General features: G+C 35.6%; 21 protein-coding genes. 12 read left to right on the top strand and 9 right to left on the bottom strand.

All coding sequences use genetic code 11. The features are described from left to right. Positions 1–6: 6 nt before the first annotated feature. The 4 genes from C7377_RS04580 to yidC all read left to right on the top strand — a co-directional run bounded on the left by C7377_RS04580 (position 7) and on the right by yidC (position 6716). Entirely contained in the window at positions 7–924 is a 918-nt protein-coding gene (locus C7377_RS04580; RefSeq protein ID WP_116496127.1) for a phosphate acyltransferase, read from the top strand. Between the two features lie 258 nt (positions 925–1182). Beyond that, positions 1183–3225 (top strand): DUF349 domain-containing protein, encoded by a 2043-nt coding sequence (locus C7377_RS04575; protein ID WP_116496126.1) that lies wholly within the window; start codon positions 1183–1185, stop codon positions 3223–3225. Positions 3226–3294: 69 nt separating this feature from the next. Continuing rightward, positions 3295–4899, top strand: a complete 1605-nt coding sequence (locus C7377_RS04570; protein ID WP_116496125.1) for a CTP synthase — start codon at positions 3295–3297, stop codon at positions 4897–4899. Further along, on the top strand, positions 4899–6716 hold the full coding sequence (gene yidC / locus C7377_RS04565; protein ID WP_116496124.1) for a membrane protein insertase YidC: 1818 nt from the start codon (positions 4899–4901) through the stop codon (positions 6714–6716). Before C7377_RS04570 ends, yidC begins: the two co-directional genes overlap by 1 nt. 83 nt (positions 6717–6799) lie before the next feature. Here yidC and C7377_RS04560 read toward each other — a convergent pair whose 3' ends face one another. Continuing rightward, positions 6800–8092 carry an L-cysteine desulfidase family protein gene (locus C7377_RS04560; RefSeq protein WP_116496123.1) on the bottom strand — a complete coding sequence of 431 codons (1293 nt, stop codon included), beginning with the start codon at positions 8090–8092 and terminating at the stop codon, positions 6800–6802. A gap of 105 nt (positions 8093–8197) precedes the next feature. Next, on the bottom strand, positions 8198–9892 hold the full coding sequence (locus C7377_RS04555) for a M23 family metallopeptidase (protein WP_116496122.1): 1695 nt from the start codon (positions 9890–9892) through the stop codon (positions 8198–8200). Positions 9893–10017: 125 nt separating this feature from the next. Between C7377_RS04555 and C7377_RS04550 the strand changes: the two genes are divergently transcribed. From C7377_RS04550 to rocD, 4 genes are all read left to right on the top strand, one after another. Then, the gene (locus tag C7377_RS04550) at positions 10018–10854 is read left to right on the top strand and encodes an aldo/keto reductase (RefSeq protein WP_116496121.1); all 837 of its coding nucleotides are present in this window, start codon (positions 10018–10020) and stop codon (positions 10852–10854) included. Between the two features lie 28 nt (positions 10855–10882). Then, complete coding sequence (locus C7377_RS04545) at positions 10883–12193, top strand: sugar MFS transporter (protein WP_116496120.1); 1311 nt, start codon at positions 10883–10885, stop codon at positions 12191–12193. Between the two features lie 28 nt (positions 12194–12221). Continuing rightward, positions 12222–12719 (top strand): SixA phosphatase family protein, encoded by a 498-nt coding sequence (locus C7377_RS04540; RefSeq protein WP_116496119.1) that lies wholly within the window; start codon positions 12222–12224, stop codon positions 12717–12719. Positions 12720–12807: 88 nt separating this feature from the next. After that, complete coding sequence (gene rocD, locus C7377_RS04535; RefSeq protein WP_116496118.1) at positions 12808–14040, top strand: ornithine--oxo-acid transaminase; 1233 nt, start codon at positions 12808–12810, stop codon at positions 14038–14040. An 84-nt stretch (positions 14041–14124) separates the two neighbouring features. Here rocD and C7377_RS04530 read toward each other — a convergent pair whose 3' ends face one another. From C7377_RS04530 to C7377_RS04515, 4 genes are read right to left on the bottom strand one after another with little or no spacing between them, the layout of a single operon-like run. Further along, positions 14125–14436: a rhodanese-like domain-containing protein gene (locus C7377_RS04530; RefSeq protein WP_116496117.1), complete on the bottom strand. Its 312-nt coding sequence runs from the start codon at positions 14434–14436 to the stop codon at positions 14125–14127. Further along, positions 14433–15011: an L-threonylcarbamoyladenylate synthase gene (locus tag C7377_RS04525; protein WP_116496116.1), complete on the bottom strand. Its 579-nt coding sequence runs from the start codon at positions 15009–15011 to the stop codon at positions 14433–14435. The genes C7377_RS04530 and C7377_RS04525 overlap by 4 nt, the downstream gene beginning before the upstream one ends. Further along, the gene (locus C7377_RS04520; RefSeq protein WP_116496115.1) at positions 14995–15801 is read right to left on the bottom strand and encodes a 2,3,4,5-tetrahydropyridine-2,6-dicarboxylate N-succinyltransferase; all 807 of its coding nucleotides are present in this window, start codon (positions 15799–15801) and stop codon (positions 14995–14997) included. Before C7377_RS04520 ends, C7377_RS04525 begins: the two co-directional genes overlap by 17 nt. Before the next feature lie 16 nt (positions 15802–15817). Beyond that, entirely contained in the window at positions 15818–17305 is a 1488-nt protein-coding gene (locus C7377_RS04515; RefSeq protein WP_116496114.1) for an MFS transporter, read from the bottom strand. 141 nt (positions 17306–17446) lie between these two features. Between C7377_RS04515 and C7377_RS04510 the strand changes: the two genes are divergently transcribed. From C7377_RS04510 to msrA, 4 genes are all read left to right on the top strand, one after another. After that, complete coding sequence (locus C7377_RS04510; RefSeq protein WP_116496113.1) at positions 17447–18316, top strand: mechanosensitive ion channel family protein; 870 nt, start codon at positions 17447–17449, stop codon at positions 18314–18316. Between the two features lie 5 nt (positions 18317–18321). Further along, entirely contained in the window at positions 18322–19638 is a 1317-nt protein-coding gene (locus C7377_RS04505) for a DUF2254 domain-containing protein (protein ID WP_207778410.1), read from the top strand. Between the two features lie 116 nt (positions 19639–19754). Next, complete coding sequence (locus C7377_RS04500) at positions 19755–20912, top strand: sigma-54-dependent transcriptional regulator (RefSeq protein ID WP_116496111.1); 1158 nt, start codon at positions 19755–19757, stop codon at positions 20910–20912. A 3-nt stretch (positions 20913–20915) separates the two neighbouring features. Then, positions 20916–21518 (top strand): peptide-methionine (S)-S-oxide reductase MsrA, encoded by a 603-nt coding sequence (gene msrA, locus C7377_RS04495; RefSeq protein ID WP_116496110.1) that lies wholly within the window; start codon positions 20916–20918, stop codon positions 21516–21518. 60 nt (positions 21519–21578) lie between these two features. On the opposite strand, the gene C7377_RS04490 is transcribed toward msrA, so the two are convergent. The 3 genes from C7377_RS04490 to C7377_RS04475 form a co-directional block, all read right to left on the bottom strand. Further along, positions 21579–22565, bottom strand: coding sequence for a TlpA family protein disulfide reductase (locus tag C7377_RS04490; protein ID WP_116496109.1), 987 nt, complete (start codon positions 22563–22565; stop codon positions 21579–21581). A 30-nt stretch (positions 22566–22595) separates the two neighbouring features. Beyond that, positions 22596–23075 (bottom strand): hypothetical protein, encoded by a 480-nt coding sequence (locus C7377_RS04485; RefSeq protein ID WP_116496108.1) that lies wholly within the window; start codon positions 23073–23075, stop codon positions 22596–22598. A gap of 742 nt (positions 23076–23817) precedes the next feature. After that, complete coding sequence (locus C7377_RS04475) at positions 23818–26055, bottom strand: sodium-translocating pyrophosphatase (RefSeq protein WP_116496106.1); 2238 nt, start codon at positions 26053–26055, stop codon at positions 23818–23820. Between the last annotated feature and the right edge of the window lie 5 nt (positions 26056–26060).

Below are 26060 nucleotides of genomic sequence, written 5' to 3'. Positions count from 1 at the left end.
AAGGATATGGATATTAAAAAATTAGACGATATGTTCGTCGCTTTGGAAGGAAAACCAAAGAAAAATCTAGTTGCTGCTTATGCAAATGATGACCATACGATTGGTGCTTTATACCAGGCGGTACAAAAAGGGATTATCAACGCAACCATCGTTGGTGATAAAGACGAGATTGAAAAAGTTTGTAAGGAAAACAATTACAATGTTTCAGATTTTACAATCGTGCATGAACCTGTTGATGTGAAAGCAGCTGCAAAAGCCGTTGAATTAATCCATGAAGGCAAGGGAGAAATGATTATGAAAGGTCTCGTAAGTACCGATAAATTTATGAGAGCAATTCTTAATAAGGAAAAAGGACTACTTCCATATAAAGGCACATTGAGCCACGTTACTGTTTTTGAAAATACGAACTATCATAAGCTACTTATCGTAGGTGATGTGGCAGTGATACCACTACCGGATTTCAAACAAAAGATAACAATTACAAACAACGTAGCACAAACAGCCCGTGCTTTAGGTGTAGAAAACCCTAAAGTTGCCTTAGTCTCTGCAAGTGAACAAGTATTACCGCAGTTAGAATCAAATATGGAATTCTCTGTGATTTCTAAAATGAACCAAAGAGGACAAATTAAAGGTTGTGTAGTAGATGGACCGCTTTCTATAGATGCTGCTATTGATGAAGAGGCTGTAAAAATCAAGAAAGTAGATTCTCCTGTTGCTGGAGATGCAGATTGCTTGGTATTCTCAAATATTGAGGCTGGAAATGTTTTCTATAAAACTTCAACCAAGTTAGCAAAATCACGTATTGCCGCTGCAGTTTTAGGAGCTAAAGTACCTACAATTTTGTCATCTAGAGGAGATACCACACAAGACAAATTAAATTCTATTGCATTATCTTGCCTTTTAGCTCACGGAGCCAAAGCATAATTCAATTAGAATAATTGACGAAACTATACTGCCTGAGGATTTCTATCCTTGGGCAGTTTGCATTTATGAACTTAACAAAAAACAAGGATTAGCGACGTTTTTATGATTTTTTGAAAATATCTTAGTATCTTCGAAGCCTATTCTATCAATACCAAAGTGGTAAATGATTGACTTTTTTACTTCTATAATGATAATAGAAGCAATATTATAAGAATAACTAATACTTTTTTTGAGAATAAAAAAAGATAAACGTACACGATGATTATGCCTGACCAAAATCAAAATCCTCTAGACCATGAGGACAAGACTGAAGAAGCTTTAGAAAACAAAAGCAATGAGCAAGAAAATGTTTCAGCCTCAAACGAAAATAACCAAAATATCGTAAAAGAGGAAAAAGAGGCTCCTACTGCGAAATCTAATGAGGAAGTTAAGGAAGTAGCTAAAGCGCCAGAAGCGAAAGAAGTTTCAGAAGCTGATAAGGCTGTGACCTCTGAAAACAGTAATGAGGAGAGACCAGCTGAAGGAAACAACGATGAAGAAAATGAAAAGACCAGCACGCCTTCTATCTCTGCTCGCCTAAAAGATACAGACTTCAGTACGTACACAGAAGAGAAAATGGTAGCAACTCTAAGGCTTCTTATCGAAGAGGCTGATTTAACAAAAATAAAAGAGTTGGTTGACAGGCTACAAGCAACATTCTACCGAAGGTACAATCAAGAGAAAAACAAGGAACGAACAAAGTTCATTGAAGAAGGTGGTAAGCCTGAAGAGTTTACTTACTCCAGCCTTTATGAAGAACAATTTAAAGGTTTATTAGCAAAATATAGAGATAAAAAAGCCGAATACAATAAAAAGTTAGAAGCTGAGAAACAAAAAAATCTTGAAAGAAAATATGAGATTATTGAAGGAATCAAAAATCTTATCAATAAGCAGGAATCTCTAAGTGAAACATTTAAAGAATTTCATGCGTTGCAAGATGAATGGAAATCAATAGGTTTAGTGCCTTTGTCTAATGTAAATGAACTGTGGCGTAATTATCATTTCCATGTAGAAAATTTCTACGATTATATTCGCATTAATAAAGAGCTTCGCGACTTAGATTTTAAAAAGAATCTAGAAATCAAAACTAAGTTGCTGGAAGAAGCAAAATCCCTAGTTGATGAACCCTCGGTAAAAAAATCCTTTGATCGCCTGCAAAAGCTCCATAATAAATGGAAAGAAACAGGTCCAGTAAAAAGAGAACTGCGTGAAGAACTATGGCTAGAATTCAAAGAAGCTTCTAAAGCAATCCATAAAAAACATCAAGAGTATTTTGTAAAACTGAAGAGCGAACAAAAAGAAAATCTAGCCAAAAAAGAAATTTTGTGTGAGAAAGCAGAAGCACTTCTTACCCCAATGCCAACTTCAAATAAGCAATGGAATAAGGTAGCTTCTATCGTAAAAGAGTTACAAGAAGAATGGAAAACTATTGGTTTTGCTCCCAAAAAGCAGAATCAAGCTATTTACGATCGTTTCCGCAAAGCTTGTGACACTTTCTTCCAAGCAAAAAGAGATGCACATAAAGCACAGCGTGAAGAATTCAAACAAAACATGGCAAAGAAAATCCAACTATGCGAAATGGCTGAAGCTGTTATGGATAGTGAGGATTGGAATATGACAACTGATTATCTTATTGAGTTGCAAAAACAGTGGAAAGAAGTTGGCCCAGTACAATATAAATATTCTCAAAAACTTTGGGACAGATTCCGTACGGCTTGTGACCGTTTCTTTGACAGACGTTCAGGCAAAGTAGAAGCGGCATCAGAAGAGCAACAAAAAGAAAATCTTGAGAAAAAGCAAGCTATTATTCAGAAGATTGAAGACTTCAATGTGGATGAATCAGAGAATGCACTCAAAGAATTGCAACAATTGCAAACAGAATTCCATGCCACAGGATATGTACCTATAGATGAAAAGAAATCTGTAACTACATCTTTTGATAAAGCTGTAAAAGGCAAGTTAGAAAAACTTGAAATTACCGAAGAAGAAATGCAATTGCAACAGTATATGGGTAAATATACTGCTATTATTCAAGAACCTGATGGTGAAAATCGTGTGGTAAAAGAAAGACTTCGTCTTGCAAACAAAGTAAAACAAATAGAAAATAACATCGTAGTTTGGGGTAATAACATTGGTTTTTTCAACAATTCTTCTAATGCGGAAAAACTGATTGCAGAAGTCGAACAAAACATTTCTGAGGCAAAAGAGGAATTAAAAACTTATTATCAAAAGTTGAGATTTTTAGACAAGTTGCTACAGTAATTTTTAGGATTTTGTTATGCGTTTGGTTACCTTTGCGAGCGAATAATTTTCACTTGTAAACCTATTATTGTGCCTGAAAAAACAAAGTATATTTTCGTTACAGGAGGTGTTACCTCCTCGCTCGGGAAAGGTATTATTGCATCTTCCTTAGCAAAACTTTTGCAAGCTCGTGGTTACACTGTCACCATTCAGAAGCTAGATCCATATATCAATATAGATCCTGGCACACTAAATCCTTACGAACATGGCGAATGCTATGTAACCGATGACGGTGCTGAAACCGACCTAGACTTAGGGCATTACGAGAGATTCACAAACCACCCTTGCTCACAAAATAATAATGTAACTACTGGGCGTATTTATCAGGAAGTTATCAATAAAGAACGTCGTGGTGATTATCTTGGAAAAACCGTTCAAATTATTCCTCATGTAACAGATGAGATTAAAGAACGCATCCTATCACTAGGAAAAACGGGAAACTATGATATTGTTATTACCGAAATTGGTGGTACTGTTGGTGATATAGAGTCTTTACCCTATATAGAAGCGGTGCGTCAATTAAAGTGGGAGTTGGAAAAAAGAGCTCTCGTTATTCATTTGACATTAGTTCCATTTTTGGCGGCTTCGGGTGAATTAAAAACTAAACCTACTCAACATTCTGTTAAAACATTGCTAGAAGAAGGTGTACAGCCAGATATACTTGTTTTGCGTACAGAGCATGAACTTACTGATGAAGTAAGAAGTAAAGTTGCCCGCTTTTGTAATGTTGAAAAGAGAGCTGTCGTTCAATCGATTGATGTTGATACTATCTATGAGGTTCCTTTAAAAATGAAAGACGAGGGACTAGATGTTACTGTTCTTAAAAGATTCAAACTACCAACCGATACAGAGCCAGATTTAACTCTATGGAATACCTTCCTGGATAAAATGATGCATCCGACGAAAGAAATAACTGTTGGATTGGTAGGTAAATATGTAGAATTGAAAGACGCGTATAAGTCTATTAATGAATCATTTATACACGCAGGCTCTGTTCATAATTGCAAAGTAAATATCGAATGGATACATTCAGAATCACTGACACTACCTGCAGAGCAGTTATCTCATTTAGATGGAATATTAGTAGCTCCGGGCTTTGGAGAACGCGGTATTGAAGGGAAAATTTTGGCTGTACAATACGCTCGTGAGAATAATATCCCTTTCTTTGGGATTTGTTTGGGAATGCAAATTGCAGTCATTGAGTTTGCAAGAAACGTCCTAGGCTTTAAAGATGCTGATTCCACTGAAATGAATCCAAATACAGCTTACCCTGTCATACATTTAATGGAAGAACAGGAAGACATTAAAGATATTGGTGGCACTATGCGTCTAGGTGCATATCCTTGTAAATTAAAAAAAGACAGCAATGTATTCGGAGCCTATAAAAAAGAATTGATCAGTGAAAGACATAGGCATCGTTATGAATTCAACAACAAATATCTTTCAGATTACGAGAAACATGGAATGGTAGCTACAGGAATAAACCCTGATAGTGAGTTGGTTGAAATTGTAGAAATTTCTGAGCACAAATGGTTTGTTGGAACGCAATTTCACCCTGAGTATAAAAGTACCGTACTCAATCCACATCCTTTGTTCGTAAGTTTCATAGGTACAATCTTAGAAAATAATAAATAATGGATAGAAATTCAATTATAGGTTTTATTCTCATCGGAATATTGATTGTTGCCTATACCTTTTACAATCAACCTACTGAAGAAGAATTACAACAAATAAAACGCAAACAAGACTCTATTGCACAAGTCGAAAAACTGGTTAAAGAGCAAGAAATAAAACAGGAAGAATCATCTTTTCAAGTTGTAGGTGAAGTCGCTTCATCTACATCAACCGCATCAGTAGCGGAGAGTTTTACGACTTTAGAAAATAATCTTTTAAAATTAAAGTTAAGTAATCATGGCGGTAAGATTGCAAGTGTAGAACTTAAAAAATATAAATCCTATGATGATTCTCCCCTCATACTTTGGGAGGGTAAAGGCAACAATTTTGGTTTGCAAATAGGACAACAAGGGAATATACTCAGCACACAATCTCTCGTTTTTGAATCTGCAAGAACAACCGATTCTACAGTAGTGATGACTGCACAAACGCCTATGGGTGGTAAGATTGATTACATATACTCACTATCAAAAGATAATTATTCTGTAGGATTTGATGTAAAGCTTAATAACTTAAAGAGTAGTCTAGGAGCTCCAGAAAAAATCAACCTTGTCTGGTCAGAAGATTTGATTGCCAATGAGAAAGGGCGACGTTTTGAGAACCGATATACTTCAGTCTATTACAAAAAGGTAGATGGAGATGTGAAGCATCTTTCCTCAAGTGCAGACACTGATACTGAGGAACCTGAAGATGCATTACGCTGGGTGGCTTTCAAATCACAGTTTTTTTCATCAGTATTAATTACTAATGAATCATTCTCTAATGTGAAAATGGAGACGAATAGCTACGCTGAAACCTCACCTTATTTGAAGCGTACTGCTGTCAATATTCCTCTGAATTATAAAGGAACTAATGATACTTCATTTGATTTAAGATTCTATTTTGGACCGAACGAATACAAGACACTTCGTAAATATGGTAAAGATATTGAGTTACACAAATTGATAGATTTAGGCTGGGGACCTATTGCTTGGGTAAACCGTTTCTTAGTTATTGAAATATTCAATTTCTTGGAAAAATACATTACAAGTAATTATGGAATTATAATTCTATTATTGACCATTATTATCAAATTACTATTGGCTCCATTGACGTATAAATCATACGTTTCTTCTGCTAAAATGCGTGTCTTAAAACCACAAATTGAAGAAATCAATGAACGTATTCCAAAGGATAAAGCTATGGAACGCCAACAAGCGACTATGGAATTGTACAGAAAAGCAGGCGTAAACCCTATGGGTGGCTGTATTCCTATGATTGTGCAGATGCCAATATTATTTGCAATGTTCTACTTCTTCCCTGTAGCGATACAGCTCCGGCAAAAATCCTTCTTGTGGGCAGAAGATTTGTCAAGTTATGATTCTATTGCCTCACTCCCGTTCAACATTCCATTTTATGGAGATCATGTAAGTCTATTTTGTTTGCTGATGGCTGTGACCAACTTGATATATACGTACATCAATATGCAAAACCAGCCCTCTACGTCGCAACCCGGTATGCCTAATATGAAGTTTATTATGTACTTGATGCCTATCATTTTCTTAGGTGTATTCAATCAATATGCTTCTGGTTTAAGTTATTACTATTTTGTGGCTACATTATTTACCATCATCCAAACCATAATCATTAGAAAATTCATGATTGATGATGAAAAACTCTTAGCACGGTTAGAAGAAAACAAAGCGAAGACCAAGAAGAAGCCAAAGTCAAAATTCAGACAACGCTTAGAAGAAATGCAAAAAGAACAAATGCGTCAACAAAAAAAGAAAAAGAAATAAGAGTTAACCTTATATTTTACGCAAAAAAGAAAGCATCTATTTTCCGATAGATGCTTTCTTTTTATAACTGAATTTGAATAAAACTATCGATTATTTTTACTCATAATGTCAATAATAACATCATCTGTTGTTTTCATTCCTGAGCTTGATAATTCCCTAATATTCAATAATGTTTGCTCAATATCTGAAGCAATGATACCATCTCCCCCACTTAGATTCCTACCTGCCATAGCCAACATAGCTGCATCAAATGCCGCAGTAATGCTCGTTGAAATCTTCATTGCGCAAGAAGCTTTTGCACCATCACAAATAATCCCAGAAATATCTCCCAAAGTGTTTTGTATGGCGTGTTCAATAACTTCATAACGCTCACGTTGCACCATACATAATGCTCCGGCTACTGCAGCCGCTGCACATATCACACCACAGTACGCAGAAAGCCGACCGACGTTCGTTTTTATATGTATCGTAGACATATGGGAAAAGAATAGACATCTTATTAAAAAGTCTTCATTGATTTTCATGCTTTTCGCAAAGTCAATCAATGCTAACGAAGCGGTCAATCCTTGATTTCCACTGCCACTGGTAGTCATCACCGGTAATGGACAACCACTCATACGGGCATCACTGCCTGCCGCCGCAAAACTGGCAGCTCTATTCCTAGCGTCATTACCATAAAAACCTTTGCTGATATTATTCCGAATCAACTGTCCTATATTCACACCATATTGCCCTTTCAAGCCTTCCTCAGCGATTTTAGAGTTCAGCTCAATGACCCTTTTGAACAATGGTCGTATTTTCTCTAAATCAATGGTATTAGCTAACTCATATATCCCTTTGATGGACAATTTCTCTCTGTCTTTTAATGGAGAATTAAAATCAGAATCATTGCATGGCTGTTTCAATACTACTTCTCCATTCCTCTCTATTTGTGTAATATTAGTATGCAAATGTTTTACCTCTACACTTGCACACTCATCATCTTTGAAGACTCCAACTTTGATATATAGTTTCACATCTGTGGGAACGTGTTCAACAACTATTGGAGTCGATTTCATGTACTCTCTGATTTCTTGCAACTGTTTATCTGAAACATCACTAATAACCATTAGCTCTTTATCACAATCACCTGCCACTACACCCATAGCTACAGAAGATTCTATACCTACAATGCCTCCACTGTTAGGAATAACAACGCTTTTTACATTCTTCAACATATTACCAGATACGGAAATAACAATTTTATCTGGCAGACTTCCTAAAATGCTACGCGCTTTAGCTCCCGTATAGGCTAATGCAATGGGCTCAGTACATCCTTCTGCTGGTACTACTTCTTCAAATAGAATATTTAATGCTTGCTGTTCAGTAATTTTCATATCAGACAAATTTACCTACAAAACTATATCAAACGTTTGAATAAACAAAGATTATTGTAATGCTCTATAATCTATCAACTTAAAAAATGTTGAGACTAACAGTATTTACCATGTAAAGTAAGCTTCTCGAAAGCCAATATTACCGCAAGAATCTTTTACCTCTAACTCTAATTTATGTTTTTGCACTTTAGTGATAACTTCAGGTGATAGAATATGCCAAATGATATTTAGTTTCGGATCGTATTCAAAAAGCACCCACTTACCATCAATCTTTCCTTTAAAAGAGGCTATCCCTGATAGATTATCTGTTATTTTATAACGCAATTTGCCTGTTTTCTTAAAGCTACTACCTCTCCAGAGTGAAATTTGAGGTGCAATGGTATCAACTAAAACCACAAAATCGCCAACTGCATTCGTTTTAGCTGTAAGGTATTTTCCATCCCAATTATGCCCTGCAAAGCGGTATTTACTACCATTTTTCCTCGCAATAAATGCTTTGTCATGCAAATGGTGCGGTATATCATTCGGTCTAATCCCAACCGTAATATTTTTATGCAACGGCACTGTTTCATCTAAAAAATGATATTGTTTCGAATAACTATCCTTTCTCTCGGATGGTATAGCTTGAATTTCTTTCTTAGGAATATCCTTGTAAAATGTTAAAGCCGGAATTTTCACATAGAAATTCTCGATTTCCAATCGGTTAGGCATGTAATAAGATAATAACGGACCACCTAAGTTTGGAGTTTCCTTTTGAACTGCTGCTTGAACATTAAATTTTAAATCTATCTTATTTCCACTAACATCTGCAATATCTATTCTTACAGAATGTTGCTGCTTATCCTTGAAATAAATGCCTTTATTAAAAACCTCTGTAAAACTTTCCTTGTGATTATCCTCATGAAATAGTTTATGAATTCGACGCTTATGAGTTTTATATAAGGCGTAGTCAATATGTGCATTCAAATACCTAGACTCTGAAAATGAAAATTTATCGAATGTAAAGCTATGCTCTAGCTGTTCATCCACGTACATATCCAATTGGTAGATTCCATAATAATTGCGAGTCCCGTTCATATAATCTCTCGTATCTAGAGCAAAACCAATCTTTCCGCTCACAAGTGGAACTTTAGCATTTTGTAAACTATAAGTATTTCCTATTTTAGTCAGTCTATACAATTTCTTATCGTTGCTTCCATCCACCACAGCTGTTTCATCCAACGGATAAATATATAGTCCTCTAATAACTGGAGCAACATCGTCATGAATATCAAAACCATATAGTAGTGGATTTGTTGGATATTCACTTTCGGTTTCTCGTATTTCAAAGTGCAAATGAGGTCCGCCTGAGGATCCGGAGTTTCCAGAAAATCCTATCACCTCTCCTTTCTTAACTTTCAAGATATCGGAAGCCAACATTTCATCAATAGCAAAAGATTCTTGACTGTATTGATAATGCTTAACTATTTTATCTATTTTAGCTGAGAACCTTTGTAAATGTCCATAAACAGTAGTATAACCATTAGGATGGTCTATATAAATAGCATGACCATACCCGTATGGTGAAACTTTTATACGACTTACAACCCCTGATGCTGTTGCATACACCTTATGCCCCTCTCTTCCTTGTGTTTTTATATCAATGCCTGAATGATAATGGTTGCTTCGCAGTTCCCCAAAATTACCGGAAAGATACATCGGTATGTCTAATGGAGCACTAAAATAATCTTTAGGAAAATTTTGTCCTGAAGTAATAGCAAACGATGCGAGTGTAAAAAATATAATTAATCGTATTTTCAATGTTGTATCTTTTTTCTATTTTAAAAGTACAAATGTAATAAGTATTTTGGCAAGTGCCAGAGATAATCTCATAGACTCCGTTGATTTTAATTATATTTGTGTAAAAGCAAAAAACACAGCACAACATGAAATATTTTACTTTAAGTAATCAGACAAAAATACCTTCAATTGGATTCGGCACTTATAAGGCAAAAGGAGAGATCGCTATTGAAGCTGTAACAAATGCGCTAAGGACTGGCTATACTCATATTGATACTGCGGCTGTTTATGAAAATGAACAAGAGATAGGATTTGCAATAAATGATGCTAAGATTCCTCGTGAATCATTATTTCTTACAAGCAAGCTATGGAACAAAGAGCGCGGTTTCAATACTACGTTAAAAGCCTTTGAAAAAACCTTAACCAGGTTAAAAACTGATTATCTCGATTTATATTTAATACATTGGCCTGCAGATCCTCATCAATTTGACAATTGGGCGGAATTAAATACTGAAACATGGAGAGCGTTTGAAAAACTATATCAAGAGGGAAAGATAAAAGCTATTGGTGTCAGTAACTTTCTTCCAAAGCACTTAGATGCACTGATAGCAAAGTCCACAATAAGTCCTATGGTCAACCAAATAGAATTTCACCCGGGATATTGGCAACAAGAGGTTACTGAATATTGTAAAGGAAAGGACATTCTTGTACAGGCATGGTCACCATTAGGAAGAGCAAAGATACTGGAAAACAAAACCTTAACTAACATTGCCGAAAAGTACAATAAAACCACAGCTCAGATTTGTTTGAGATGGGTATTGCATCACAAAGTTCTTCCTCTTCCAAAAACAGTTACGCCTAAGCGTATGAAAGAAAATCTAGATATTTTTGATTTCGAACTGTCAACAGAGGAAATATCGCTAATAGATAAATTGCCACAAATGGGGTTCTCAAAACTACATCCTGAAACAGCAGATTTCTAAAAAATCCAATAAAAACCTATAAAAAACTATGAATACTTCTATAAGGAAAAGCTACACGCTACCTATTCTTATCATTGCAAGCCTGTTCTTTATATTCGGTTTTGTTACTTGGATCAACGGTGTACTCATCCCTTTTATGCGAACTGTCAATGAACTCACAGATGCACAGGCGTATTTAGTTGCTACGGCTTCGTACATTTCTTTTGTAGTGATGGCACTACCATCATCCTATTTATTGAAAAAAGTTGGTTATAAAAGAGGAATGTCAATAGGTCTTATTGTTATGGGCATGGGTGCTCTAGTATTTATTCCTGCAGCGAATTCAAGAACCTATTGGATGTTTTTAGCAGGTATTTTCATTCAAGGAACAGGAATGACACTTTTACAAACCGCAGCAAATCCGTACATTACAATATTAGGTCCTATTGAAAGTGGTGCTAAACGAATCGCCCTAATGGGAATTTGTAACAAAGTGGCAGGTGCTCTAGGCTCCCTTATTTTTGGTGCCTTATTACTTTCCGGCATTGATGAGATTAAAGATAAACTCGCACATGTCAATGCAATTGAGAAAGAAGACATGTTGAATATTGCAGCCAATAGTGTTGTTACACCCTACCTGGTAATGGCAGGCATCTTCTTTATTTTTGCTGTTTTGATGCGTTTCACTCCTTTGCCTGACATCGAAAATAAAGAAGAAAAAAAAGCAACAGAAGCAGACAGCGCTAAAACAAATAAAAAAAGCATTTTTCAATTTCCTCATTTATGGCTTGGAGTATTTACACTTTTCGTATATGTAGGAGCTGAAGTTATTGCAGGTGATACTATTATAGCCTACGGCTTATCTTTAGGCTATGCTGCCGAACAAGCTAAATTTTTTACTACTTTCACTTTAACAGCAATGGTTGTAGCCTATGGACTTGGTGTTATTCTCATTCCTAAATATTTACGTCAAGAAAATGCACTGAAACTTAGCGCCTTATTGGGTATCCTTTTCTCGGTTTGTGTTTTGCTGACTAATGGATTCACTTCTGTATTATTTGTCGCCTTATTAGGATTTGCCAATGCCATGGTGTGGCCTTCCGTTTGGCCATTAACTTTGAAAGGATTAGGTCGACATACTAAGACGGCATCAGCTCTATTGGTTATGGCTATAGCTGGTGGTGCTATCATTCCTCCCCTCTACGGTCGTTTGGTTGACACGCAACGCCTTTCTTTGATTAGTGAAGGTATGGAACAAGCAACTGCATCAGCTATTGCATCACACCACAGCTACTGGATTTTGCTCCCTTGCTATGGTATTATCCTCTTTTTTGCAGTAAAAGGTCATAAAATTAGATAATTCACAGAAATTCTTAAATTCAAATACTATGAAACGAATCATTCTCTTACGCCATGCTAAAACCGAACCATACGATTATCATAAAAATGATTTTAAACGTAACCTAACAGAAAGGGGAAAAGCAGACAGCCATATTATTACGGCTGTGCTAGAAAGAAACGGCTATAAGATTGATCATATCGTTTCAAGCTCTGCCAATAGAGCACAGCAAACGGCTACACTATTTGCTGAAGATTTTAATCTCGACAAAGAACTCATTGAATGTCACCAATCCATTTATGATGGTCTTACAACTCAGGATTTGCTAAACTTGCTTTCCTCAACCGACGACGGGATTGAGACTTTGCTTTTTGTAGGACATAATCCTGATATAGCTCGCTTTGCTTATCGTCTTACAAAAGATTTTTCACAACACGCTCCGACGTGCTGTGCTATTGTCTTGGAAACTGAAATAGAAACTTGGAAAAACTTAGGCGAAAAAGATTTCAAACTAAAGGACATATTTATTCCAAAAACCTATAAATAGTACGTTTGGATTATATAATTTATTATCTTTAGCAAACGATAAAATAAGAACTATACTATTTAATTATAACTTCAAAAAAAATTACTCTATGGAGACAAAAAAACCTACTGCAAATTCGCAGACTTATATCGACAAAGAAGAGAAGTATGGAGCACACAATTATCATCCGCTTCCTGTCGTTTTAGAAAGAGGTGAAGGTGTATATGTTTGGGATGTTGACGACAAAAAATATTTTGATTTTCTTTCAGCATACTCTGCTGTAAATCAAGGACATTGCCACCCAAAGATTATAGGTGCAATGAAAGAACAAGCGGAGAAACTTACTCTTACCTCCCGTGCATTCTTCAGTAGTAATCTGGGTGAATATGAAGAGTACGTAACAAACTATTTTGGTTATGACAAAGTTCTTCCGATGAACTCAGGAGTGGAAGCTGATGAGACGGCTATTAAACTTTGTCGTAAGTGGGGCTATGAGAAAAAAGGCTTAAAGCCGAATGAAGCAAAAATTATCGTTTGTGAAAACAACTTCCATGGACGTACCGTTACCGTTATTTCTATGTCAACCGATCCTGATTCATTTACAGGATTTGGACCCTATACTCCAGGGTTCATTACCATTCCTTACAATGATATAGATGCATTAGAGGAAGCTTTAAAAGATAGAAATGTTGCAGGTTTCTTATTGGAGCCTATCCAAGGTGAAGCTGGTGTTTTTGTTCCAGATGATGGTTACTTAAAAAAAGCATACGATTTATGTAAGAAAAACAATGTCCTTTTTATTGCCGATGAGGTGCAAACAGGTATCGCACGTACTGGTAAATTATTAGCAGTAGATCATGAAGATGTTCGACCTGATATTCTTATTTTAGGTAAAGCACTTTCTGGTGGAGCTATGCCCGTTTCTGCAGTGTTAGCCGATGACGAAATCATGATGTGTATCAAACCAGGAGAGCATGGTTCTACTTTTGGTGGTAACCCTCTTGCTTGTAAAGTGGCGATGGCTGCATTAGAGGTGGTAAAAGAAGAAAAATTAGCTGAGCGTGCAGAGAAATTAGGAGAGCAATTCCGCAAAGGTCTAAGAGCAATTAATTCTCCAATGATTGAATTAGTTCGCGGTAAAGGTCTTCTAAATGCTGTTGTTATCAAGCCAACTAAAGGGAAAACGGCTTGGGATGTGTGTTTAAAGATGCGTGACAACGGATTGCTAGCAAAACCTACTCACGGACATATTATTCGTTTCGCTCCTCCATTGGTTATCACTGAAGAACAAATAGATGAAGCCGTTTCTATTATTGAAAAGAGCTTGAAAGAATTTGAATAAAAACTTTATCTAAATATATAACAAGAAAGCATCCTGTTTGGGATGCTTTTGTTTTTTATATTCTTGTCATCAATATAGATTTTTTTACAACTTATGCTCTGGAAGCTTTAAGGACATCATAATCGTGCCTCCTATTACATTCAACAAATTCTCATAGCCATAATGCAAGTTGAGCGTTGCAACAAGATCAGCACTACGCGCTCCTGAATGACAATAGATAAGTACATCACCTGTTTTAGGTATTTCATCTAATCTATCACCAATTTCACTAGTTGGAACATTTTTATGACTTGGAAATTGAAATTTCGGAGTTTCATAACTCTCTCTGATATCAATAATTAATGCACCTTTTTCAATATAATGAGGAATTTCTTCCGCTTGGATATTCTTTATCATTCTCTTATTACTTTTACTGTGCCACTTGCTCCTAACTTAATAATTGAAGAAGAAAATGACTTTGTTATATCATCTTGACGATATTCCACGACATAATCTACGCCAGTTTTTATTTCCTCACTAATTTCATTAAAAAAAGCTGGAGCATTTTCACCACTGATATTTGCAGAGGTAGAGACAATTGGCTTTTTAAATTGCTGTAATAAAGCTCTCACAAAAGGTTCATTACAAACACGAATACCTACACTCCCATCTTCAGCAACAACTGAAGGAGCTAAATTCTTAGCATGATCATAAATAATGCTCACTGGCTTTTCACTCATCTCCATTAAATCCCAAGCAACGTCAGGCACTTTATCAACATACGAGGGCAAACGACCTGAAGTTTCCACTAAAAGCAATAAAGACTTTGCGTCTTCGCGCTGCTTCAAAGCAAATACCTTTTGTACTGCTTCTTCATTGGTGGCATCACAACCAATTCCCCAAATAGTATCAGTAGGATACAAAATAAGCCCTCCGTCGCGAAGGACAGCTAGGGTTTTTTTCAAATCTTCTCGATTATACTTGTACTCCATAGGTTCTTAATGCATCATTTAAAGAAGTTTTTGTATTCGTAGAAGCTTTGCGTTTTCCAATAATTAAAGCGCAAGGTACATCATAGGTTCCAGCAGGGAATTCCTTTTTACGTGTTCCCGGAATTACCACAGAGCGTTCCGGGACTCTGCCTTTATATTCTTTAGGCTCACTTCCTGTTACATCAATGATAGGTGTAGAAGCAGTTAGAGTAACATTTGCTCCTAATACAACCTCTTTCTCAAGATGCACACCTTCCACAACAATACAACGAGAGCCTACAAAGCAATCATCTTCTATGATTACCGGAGATGCTTGTACTGGCTCTAAAACACCGCCAACTCCAACACCTCCGCTCAGATGTACATTTTTACCTATCTGTGCACAAGACCCCACAGTTGCCCAAGTATCCACCATTGTATGACTATCAACATAGGCACCAATATTTACATAAGAGGGCATTAATATTACTCCTTCTGCTAAATAAGAACCATAGCGAGCAACCGCAGGAGGAACCACTCTCACACCTTGTGATGCATAATCTTTTTTAAGAGCCATTTTATCATGATACTCAAAGATTCCTACTTCTGTAGTTTCCATTTGCTGAAGGGGAAAGTATAATAACACTGCTTTTTTGACCGCTTCATTTACTATCCAACCCTCATCAGTTGGTTCTGCTACACGAATTCTCCCTTTATCTAATTGTTCAATAGTTTCCCTAATTGCTTTCTGAACTTCTTTATCTTTAAGCAACTCACGATTATCCCAAGCCTCTATTATTTTTTGATGCATTCTTTCTAATTTAATACTATGCTACATCTACGAAGCCAGACTTCTTATCTCTCTTATCATAAACTTTACCATATATCAACAAAGCAACCGCAGATACAATACCTACGCCACAGAATACAAACCACAAATAATGAGCATGGGAGGTTGCATCGGCATAGGCAACTTTATCTAAAACTCCATTTACTTCATACAATCTTGGGTCTGGGCAGAAAGCTTCTAACAGATATCCTGCACTGATAAATGCAATTAAAGATGAGAAGAATGAATGCAAGTGACTAAACCCTAAATACAATCCCTCCTCTCCTTCTGGAGATTGTTTTGAGAAATATTCTAAGAAACGTGGCGAAATGAAACATTCAGCCAAAGCTTGGAACACGATACCTAAAATCATCATAAAGGTAACAGGATGCAATCCTAAAATTTCACCGGAACCAATCATATTACCTCCTGCCATAATTAATGCAGAAAAAGGAATAATGAACATACCTACTACCATTGAAGTAATGGCTCTTTTCTTTGCCATAAGAGAAGTAACAAAACTAACACTCAAGAAGACAACAAACGGATTCACGTTGGCAATCCACCCTGGAGAAGCATCTTCACCTACCATGCGAATGACATATTTAGGCATAGAAGCGTACAACTGTTGTTGCACTGTCCAGAAACCTGTTACTATTAAAATCAATATAATTAAACGTTTATTTTGAACCAATTTTACTAAAGCCGTCCATATTTCAGACATTTTCTTTCCTTGTCCCTCAACTTTTGAAGATTTATATAAGAATATTACTGTTATGAAAGCTAGGAATGTCATAAATGCAGAAAAATAGTTTAAGTAAACCAATCCGTAATCTCCCAAACTTCTTCTTAATGGATCTACAACAGTCTTACCAGTGAAAGCTCCAAAATTTACCATCATATAAAAAATGGCATATCCTCTAGCTCTTGTTTCTGATGTGGTTTCCTTAGCAACAGTTCCTGAGATAACCGCTTTGATAAATGCCCCTCCGACTACAATTAATAATAAGATGGGTACAATTATCCATCGTTCAGCACTTTCTGCAAGTCCTGTATATTCTGTATTTGTTCCAAAAACAACATCAGTAAAACTGCTAAAGAAATCAGACAAGACTCCTAATCCATCTCCTGTTCCATAAGTTACTAAACCTGCACTTTCCAACATCGTTGGCAAAACGCCTAGACCTGCATAACCAACTGTTAATAGTCCAAAGGCTAGAATAATTGACGTTCTAAAACCTATTTTATCAGCATAAGCACCTACGAAAGTTGGTAGCAAGTATAACAAAGCAGAGAATGCTCCAGAAATAATACCTGCTTGCCCATCAGTAAATCCTAATATATTGGATAAATATAAAGTAATTACAATGAATACGGCATAGTACGCCAATCGCTCTAATAATTCTACACTATTAGCTACCCAAAAGGCTCTTGAAAATCCTTTTTTCTCTGGGGCTAAAGCTTTACCAATATTCTTATTTTCCATATCATTTAAGTATTTTAGTTAGTTTTCTTTTCTTAATTTTTAATACATCCGACCTCAAAACTAATCAATTTTCTATAATAGAATTAGTTTTTAATAGCTTAAAAATATATTTTTACAACAGAAAATTGAAAAATAAATCTTATGGATGAGCAAATGAATGGCTCTTGGGAAAAACTCATGACTAAACTTGAGGGCTGGTTGGATACTCTTATCACTAATACTCCAAACATTATATTAGCCATAGCTGTTTTTACGCTATCCTACTTCTTATCAAGGTTGTTTGAGAAATCTTTTAGGAAATATCTTAAACGATTTATCAAACAAACATCCATCCGAAATTTGGCTGCAAATATCCTATCTATTATTACATTGTCTTTAGGGTTATTTCTTGCTTTAGCAATACTTAATCTTGATGAAGTTTTGAAAACGATATTAGCTAGTGCAGGAGTAGCAGGTTTGGCTATCGGTTTAGCCTTACAAGGAACATTGACGAACACGTTTTCGGGAATATCTCTTGCATTGAACGAGGTAGTTCATGTAGGCGATTGGATTGATTCAAATGGATTCAGCGGGGAGGTTTTAGAAATAAATCTGCGTAGTATAAAAGTAAAAGAGGGAGATAACAATATCGTCGTCATTCCGAATAAACTGGTACTTCAAAGTCCTTTTAAGAACTATGGACTGAATTCACGCATTAGGACAGACATTAGTTGTGGCGTGCATTATGATTCTGATTTAGAAGAAGTCAGAGATATTGCTATAGCAACTATAAAAGAAATTTTTCCACCCAATCCTTTAGAAGATATTGAATTTTATTACCAGGAATTTGCTGATAGCTCCATCAACTTTAAAATGCGATTTTGGATTAATGGTAAAAAAGCTATCGATATTTTAAAAGCTAAAAGCGAAGCTATCATTGCTTTAAAAAAGGCATTTGACAAAAACGATATAGAAATTCCATTTCCTATTAGAACACTTATATCTCAACCTAATGAGGTAGAAAAAGAATAACGATTTTGAAAACACGTATTGCATATATTTGGAAACTGTTATTAGGTAGTTTTTGGTTTATCCCACTTTCAATAGTATTCGTAGCTATCATGCTAGCATTGGGTCTAGTCTATTTTGATGCAGTAAGTGAATTTAAACCTGCAGGCGCTTATAAGTATTTACTTACAGGAGGTTCAGATGCTGCCAGAAGCATATTATCAACTATAGCAGGCGCAATGATTGGCGTGGCCGGTACAGTATTCTCAATTACACTGGTAGCACTCACTATGGCATCTTCCCAGTTTGGTCCAAGGTTATTACAAAACTTTATGTATGACAGAATCAATCAAATTGTACTAGGCAGTTATATTGCGACTTTTATCTATTCAATTATAGTCTTGCGTACTGTAAAATCAATAGAAGAAACTAAGTTTACGCCCAATTTGTCTATTATGTTTGCGATCATGCTTGCAGTTGCCAATATTGTCTTATTGGTTGTTTACGTACACCATACCGCATTGCAAATACAGGCTGACCAAGTAGTTGCAAAGATAAATGCTGCTATGCGTAAAAACTTACGCCTTTTAATTGAACGTGAGAAAAAGTTTAATAATGTAACATTTAGTAATGAACAATTAGAAAAAGCTTTTTCGCAATATTCTATAGTTGAAAAAATCCGGACTGAGAAAAATGGCTACCTACAAGCAGTAGATTTTGATAGTTTATTAACTATTGCTACTCAAAAAAATATTTTATTGATTATTCATTTTCGTCCTGGTGATTTTCTAATTATTGGAGAAGAACTCCTAAGAATCCATTCTCACACAAAATGTGATGAATCTACCGTAGATGAGATTCATGATTGCTTCATCACAGGAAATCGACGCACCGCTACCCAAGATGCTGACTTTGGCATACACCAAATGGTTGAAATAGCCTCTAGAGCACTTTCGCCAGGTGTAAACGATCCATATACTGCTATCAACTGCATTGATAATCTAACTGCTATAGGCTGTTATCTTACACAAATTGATTTTCCAAAACCAAATATATTAGATGATGACAAAAAGTTGAGGCTCATTACAAAACCCCTTACTTTTGAGAAATTTATAGATACCGCTTTTAACCAAATCCGCCAATATGGTAGTGAGACTCCAGCTATTTTAATACGACTCATGGAAGGATTAGTTAGAATCTCAAACTACATCAATGACGAAGAACGCAAAGAAATTATAGAAAAGCACATTAATATTATTTTAAAAACTGCAGAAAGAAATCTCGAAGAAGAAGCTGATTTTAATGATTTACTAAAAGTCTATAATAAATACAATAACGAATCTTAATAATTTGGAAGTTTCTATTTGGTAAGTTTCTAAAAATCCATCTTTTGTATCCATAAATTCTAATAAGTTCGTTTTTTTTTATTACTTTGAATGTTCAATAAAAAATTAGAGAAAAAATGCCTTCAATATTAGTTGTTGATGATGAGCAAAGCATCCGTCGAAGTTTAAGCGATGTTTTAAGCTACGAAAATTATGAGATAAGCACAGCAGAAAACGCTCTGAAAGCTTTGGAATTAATCAAAAAAGAGGATTTTGATGCCGTTTTATGTGATATAAAAATGCCTGAAATGGATGGTATAGAAGCATTACCGAAAATGCTTGAGCTAAAACCCGATTTATCGGTTATAATGCTATCGGGACATGGAACTATTGACACTGCTGTAGAGGCTATAAAACTCGGTGCTTATGATTTTATCGAAAAACCTGTAGATCTTAACAGACTTTTGGTAACACTTCGTAATGGCCTTGACAAATCGAATCTTATCACAGAAACAAAGGTTTTAAAGAAAAGAGTCAGCAAGAAATTTCAAATCATTGGAGATTCAGAACCTCTAAACAGGATTCGGGATATGATTGATAAAGTTGCTCCTACAGAAGCTCGTGTTTTAATCACTGGGCCTAATGGTAGCGGCAAGGAATTGGTAGCTCATCAAATTCATGAGAAAAGTGAACGTAGTAAAGCTCCATTTATTGAGGTAAACTGTGCAGCAATACCTTCGGAATTGATAGAAAGTGAACTTTTCGGACATGAAAAAGGTTCATTTACCTCAGCGCACAAGCAACGCAAAGGAAAGTTTGAGTTGGCAAGTGAAGGAACCCTATTTTTAGATGAGATTGGCGATATGAGTTTACCGGCTCAAGCCAAAGTGTTGCGCGCGCTACAAGAAAACAGAATTACACGGGTAGGTGGCACTAAAGAAATCAAAGTAAATCCAAGAGTCATTGCCGCCACAAATAAAAATATTGAGGAAGAAATAAAGGCAAAACGCTTTCGAGAAGACCTCTATCATCGATTGAGTGTTATTCTCATACAAGTACCGTCACTAAATGATAGAAAAGATGATATCCCTATTTTAGCTGAGCATTTTATCAATCAAATATGTACTGAGATGAAGGTTCCTGAGAAGAAAATAGATAAAGAAGCTATAAAAGAATTGCAAAAGCTAGATTGGACAGGTAACATCCGCGAGTTTCGTAATGTTATTGAAAGGCTTATCATTCTTGGTCAACAAACGATTAACAAAAAAGATATCCAATCTTTCACGAGACAATAACGAATGAGTATTTTAAAACAAATAACAGTATTAATTACAACAATATTTATAGGTATGATAGTAGAAGCAAAAAATGCAGAAACTGCTACACTTGGCGCAGGATGCTTTTGGTGTGTTGAGGCTGTCTTTGATCAACTTAAAGGTGTAGAGAGTGTGCAATCAGGTTATAGTGGTGGAGATATTAAAAACCCAGCATATAAAGAAGTTTGCACTGGCAGAACAGGGCACGCAGAGGTTGTACAAATCACTTTCAATCCTGAACTCATCACTTTTGAGGAAATCTTAGAGGTATTTTGGACTGTTCATGACCCCACAAGTTTAAACCGCCAAGGTGCAGATGTAGGTACGCAGTACCGCTCGGCTATCTTCTATCATAGTGAAAAGCAAAAAGAAGTTGCAAATGAATACATCAAGCAATTACATTATGATAAAGTGTTTGACAAACCTATTGTAACGGAAGTTGTTCCTTTTGAAGCTTTCTATCCTGCCGAAGATTATCATAACGACTATTATGAACGTAATGGCGACCAACCGTATTGCCGTATGGTTATCCGCCCTAAGGTAAACAAGTTCAAAAAACAGTTTAAAGACAAACTGAAAAAATAAAGGCTGACTTTTAGCCACAAAACAGTTACAAACATTGGTTTATAGCTGTTTTTTTATTTATTACTCTTTTAAATATTTATCAAAAATAATTTCTACATTATCATCTTTAGGACGAGGAGCATTTCTATCTATCAACATTCCTGTTTTATCAAAGAGAAAGTAGCGAGGAATGCTTTTTATCTTATTATCAGCTATAAATCTAGCCGTTTTAGGATTTATTACAAAATAGCTATTCTCTTCGATTTCTAACTTCTTGCAAGCTTTAGTCCATGCTTCTTCATTATCATTTAACGCAAAATATAGAAACACAATGTCTTTATCCTTAAATTTTTTGTGTAATTCCTTCCCTTTAGGCATTTGTTCTCTACACGGCATGCACCAACTTGCCCAAAAGTCAACATAAATGACCTTTCCTTTGTATTTTTGTAATAATGCTTGAAATGTTACTTGATTGCCTGACAAGTCTTTTAAAAATAATTCATCTTGTACATATTTAATATTTTTTTCATCTTCTCTTGAAAATGACTCTTCAGCTAATTTCTCATATTCTTTTACATAAGTATAGCCTTCTTCTTCTCCAAACTGATCTAACAATTTTGTTAATGTGAATTTTAAAACATAGTTTTTTGTTTTAGGAGGAATCTCAGTATCTTTAATTATCTTTTTAAAAGTTTCCCGAGAATCAATTTTAGTCCCAATGCCTCCATAGACTCTTGGTATATTCTCAGCTACTTCATAATAAAATCCAAATGCGTATTCCAAAAAATCTTTGTAACTAACAAAATCCAAATACGCATCATTATAAAAATCAGAAAAAGCATCTTTTACGGGTTTTTCTTTGCTACTGCTTGCCTTTCCCCAAGTAAAAAGTGCTTCATTTAATCTTTTTATGTAACGTAAATAATTAATTTTCTCCTCAGAGAATTGATTTTTTGACTTTATTTCATCCAATTCTTTCTCAAAATTAGCATCATACAATTCAAATGACATTATTAAGGAATCTCTGGGAGCATAACTCTCTTTTAGAATTTCGTAGAGATCTGGCATTTGTGTTTTGGCAAGCTCTATACGCTCTAACTAATGACCAAAACTCACAAGTCCAACAAGAAGCGACATCCCTAAATACTTTTGCCCAGTAGAAATTTCATAAGGTAAATTATAAAAAGTTGTATTTTCTTGCGAAACTTTACTTTTCAAAAAAGAATTGCCAAATTCATCAATAGTAACTAAAATAGTGTCCCCCTGCTGCAGCAAATAATTAAAAGGAGCAATCTTTTCTTTAATCTGAATTTCTAATCCTTCTTTGGGAACAGCCAACGACAAAGTATCAAAATTAGTCTTAGGACTATAAAACCGAAGAGTATCATCTTTAATGTATGAAATTAAGCCCATCGTTGGATTTGTTTTTCTGAAATTTCCTGATGGTGAAATATAGTCAGATGGACTCCGAGCTTCTTCAAAAACTAAAACTACACTTGCGGGATTCTCATCACTACAAGAAAAGGCAAGCAGACTAGCAAGAAATACAGGGAGTATGAATATTGAATAATTTTTCATAGGGTGTTAAGGGTTTAGATTTTCATCGACAACTAAAAAGGTAGTTATTTTAATTGAATGAATTTCATATGTTCATATTTTAAAATCTGATAAATAAGAATAGTTAAGTATCTATTAGATTAATCTTTATGTTACGGCAATTGAGTAATTTCTACAGAATCAAAATAATTGCCTGCTTGAAGAGTAATTCTAAGTACTCTTCTTTGAGAGGAGAGATTTTCTTCTAACTTTATAACTAATTCAGTAGTGGCTTTCCTTTCTATAGAAAAGTTTTGCTTTTTAATTATAAAATCACTCACAGAAGTATCAATAGATTGAAAATCGACATGAGCATCATTAAATGCAATATCATTTATCCACCACCAACGTCCTTCCGTGTTTATAACAACAGTGGCTGCTTGGTTTGAAACCTCAACCTCCCTTTTTAAAAGCTTAATTAGATCCTTTGATTTCCCTAAGGGTTCATCATTAATAATTTTATCTTTATTTTCCGTAGAACCATGTTTTTATTTTCTTTTTGGTTTGCAGTATTACATGAAATCATCAAGATAACAGAAATGAACAAACAAATGGTCAACTTTTTTTCATTATTAAAATATCTATCTCATTTTCAAAACAGCTCTCGTAAAAATACAGATTATTTAAAATATTATACCTCCGAAATACTAAATAGAAAATGTCTTTCAAAAAAAAGAGCAACTTATATAAATAAATTGCTCTTTTTACCCTTTGAATTGAGCTATTAAAATAAAGAAGATGCTACGGTCAATCCTGCCATTACCACAGAAACCATAGTCATTAATTTTATCAAAATATTCAATGATGGTCCCGAAGTATCTTTGAATGGATCACCAACAGTATCACCAACTACACCTGCGTGGTGAGCTTCACTGCCTTTACCACCATGATTTCCTTTTTCGATATATTTTTTTGCATTATCCCAAGCACCACCTGAGTTGTTAAGCATTACAGCCAAAGTAAATCCTGCTGTTAAGCCTCCAGCAAGTAATCCCATAACACCGGCAACACCTAAAATAATACCTACTAATACCGGAACTGCAATAGCAATAATTGAAGGAAGCAACATTTCTTTTTGTGCTCCTTTGGTAGAAATTTCAACACATCGTGCATAATCAGGCTTTCCTGTACCTTCCATAATACCAGGTATAGACTTGAATTGACGGCGAACCTCATCTACCATATCCCCTGCTGCACGACCTACTGCCTTCATGGTCATTGCACAGAATACAAATGCCATCATCGCACCGATAAACAGTCCGCCTAAAAGCATTGGATTGAATATCGTAAGATCATAAAAATCAGTAAAGTCTTTAATTCCTGCATCTTTCAATGAGTCTAATCCGGTAACTGCCAAAAACTCTTCACCTTTTTCCGGTACTTTTCCTAACCATAAACGAATTTCTTCCATATATGCAGCTAATAAAGCCATTGCTGTTAATGCCGCTGAACCAATCGCGAATCCTTTACCGGTAGCTGCAGTAGTATTACCTAGCATATCAAGGGCATCAGTACGTTCACGAACTTCTGATGGAAGTTCTGACATCTCTGCATTTCCACCTGCATTATCTGCAATAGGTCCAAAGGCATCAGTTGCTAATGTAATACCGAGAGTTGATAACATTCCAACTGCGGCAAAACCAATTCCGTAAACTCCTTGAGCAAAATTCTGAAATCCACCAGAAAAACCATAAGCAGCGATAATTCCAACTACTATAGTTACCACTGGTAGCCATGTACTGAACATTCCAACCGCAATACCATCAATAATAGTAGTCGCTGGTCCTTGTTCTGCCTGCTTAGCAATACCTCGTGTAGGTTTATATTCATCAGAAGTATAATATTCCGTTCCTTGTCCAATAACAACTCCAGCTACTAAACCTGAAATTACTGAACCTAAAACTCCCCAAGTTATCCAATCAAAATAAGCTAAAACTACAAGAGCTAGAATAATTAACAATGAGCTACCTCCTGTTCCTATCAGCAAAGCATTCAATAAATTCTTTTGTGTGGCAGATTCTTTAGTACGTACCATAAAAATACCAACTACAGATAGAAGAATACCGATAGCTGCAACAATCATAGGTGCAACAACAGCTTTCATTTGTAGGTCACCTGCTAACCCAGGCAATGCGGCTCCTAATGCTGCTGTGGCTAATATGGAACCACAATATGATTCGTATAAGTCAGCTCCCATTCCAGCTACGTCACCTACGTTGTCTCCTACATTATCAGCAATAGTTGCTGGGTTACGTGGATCATCCTCAGGAATTCCAGCCTCTACTTTACCTACTAAGTCCGCACCAACGTCAGCAGCTTTAGTATAAATACCACCACCAACACGTGCGAATAATGCTTGAGTAGATGCTCCCATACCAAATGTTAGCATAGTTGTTGTTATTTCAATCATTTTAGCATGTTCATCAGTTCCGGCATGTACCAAATCTAATCCTAAAAATGAAAGACCGTTCGTCATATTTTCTGGAGAGAAAATGATATCATTTAAAAACCAAAACCATGCAGCTATATCCAGTAAGCCAAAACCTACTACAATCAAGCCCATCACTGCACCACTTCTAAAAGCTACTTTAAGTCCTTTATTTAATGACTGAGACGCTCCATGTGCAGTACGGGCAGAAGCAAATGTAGCTGTTTTCATACCTAAATATCCACATAATCCTGAGAAGAAACCTCCTGTAAGAAATGCAATAGGAACAAATGGATTTTGTACTCCTAAATAAGCCAAAACTGCTAACAAAACAATGAGTACAAGGAAAACTTTTATAACTACTTTATATTGTCTTGAAAGGTATGCCATCGCTCCTTCACGAACGTATTGTGCAATTTCTTTCATCCTAGGTGTTCCCTCAGATTCCTTCATCATGTTTTTAAAGAAAATGTAAGCCATGATTAAGGCAAACAAAGCTGACAGTGGAACAATCCACCAAATAGTATTTATCATCTTTT

The organism is Balneicella halophila (assembly GCF_003096835.1).
GTDB classification, from domain to species: domain Bacteria; phylum Bacteroidota; class Bacteroidia; order Bacteroidales; family Balneicellaceae; genus Balneicella; species Balneicella halophila.
The sequence above is the reverse complement of the archived record's forward strand: the minus strand, read 5'-3'. Positions and strand labels throughout refer to the sequence as shown.

Coding starts and splice junctions, on each gene's coding strand:
- C7377_RS04580 (WP_116496127.1), top strand. CDS start 7: ATGGATATTAAAAAATTAGACGATATGTTCGTCGCTTTGGAAGGAAAA.
- C7377_RS04575 (WP_116496126.1), top strand. CDS start 1,183: ATGATTATGCCTGACCAAAATCAAAATCCTCTAGACCATGAGGACAAG.
- yidC (WP_116496124.1), top strand. CDS start 4,899: ATGGATAGAAATTCAATTATAGGTTTTATTCTCATCGGAATATTGATT.
- C7377_RS04560 (WP_116496123.1), bottom strand. CDS start 8,092: ATGAAAATTACTGAACAGCAAGCATTAAATATTCTATTTGAAGAAGTA.
- C7377_RS04550 (WP_116496121.1), top strand. CDS start 10,018: ATGAAATATTTTACTTTAAGTAATCAGACAAAAATACCTTCAATTGGA.
- C7377_RS04545 (WP_116496120.1), top strand. CDS start 10,883: ATGAATACTTCTATAAGGAAAAGCTACACGCTACCTATTCTTATCATT.
- C7377_RS04540 (WP_116496119.1), top strand. CDS start 12,222: ATGAAACGAATCATTCTCTTACGCCATGCTAAAACCGAACCATACGAT.
- rocD (WP_116496118.1), top strand. CDS start 12,808: ATGGAGACAAAAAAACCTACTGCAAATTCGCAGACTTATATCGACAAA.
- C7377_RS04530 (WP_116496117.1), bottom strand. CDS start 14,436: ATGATAAAGAATATCCAAGCGGAAGAAATTCCTCATTATATTGAAAAA.
- C7377_RS04525 (WP_116496116.1), bottom strand. CDS start 15,011: ATGGAGTACAAGTATAATCGAGAAGATTTGAAAAAAACCCTAGCTGTC.
- C7377_RS04520 (WP_116496115.1), bottom strand. CDS start 15,801: ATGCATCAAAAAATAATAGAGGCTTGGGATAATCGTGAGTTGCTTAAA.
- C7377_RS04515 (WP_116496114.1), bottom strand. CDS start 17,305: ATGGAAAATAAGAATATTGGTAAAGCTTTAGCCCCAGAGAAAAAAGGA.
- C7377_RS04510 (WP_116496113.1), top strand. CDS start 17,447: ATGGATGAGCAAATGAATGGCTCTTGGGAAAAACTCATGACTAAACTT.
- C7377_RS04500 (WP_116496111.1), top strand. CDS start 19,755: ATGCCTTCAATATTAGTTGTTGATGATGAGCAAAGCATCCGTCGAAGT.
- msrA (WP_116496110.1), top strand. CDS start 20,916: ATGAGTATTTTAAAACAAATAACAGTATTAATTACAACAATATTTATA.
- C7377_RS04490 (WP_116496109.1), bottom strand. CDS start 22,565: ATGCCAGATCTCTACGAAATTCTAAAAGAGAGTTATGCTCCCAGAGAT.
- C7377_RS04485 (WP_116496108.1), bottom strand. CDS start 23,075: ATGAAAAATTATTCAATATTCATACTCCCTGTATTTCTTGCTAGTCTG.
- C7377_RS04475 (WP_116496106.1), bottom strand. CDS start 26,055: ATGATAAATACTATTTGGTGGATTGTTCCACTGTCAGCTTTGTTTGCC.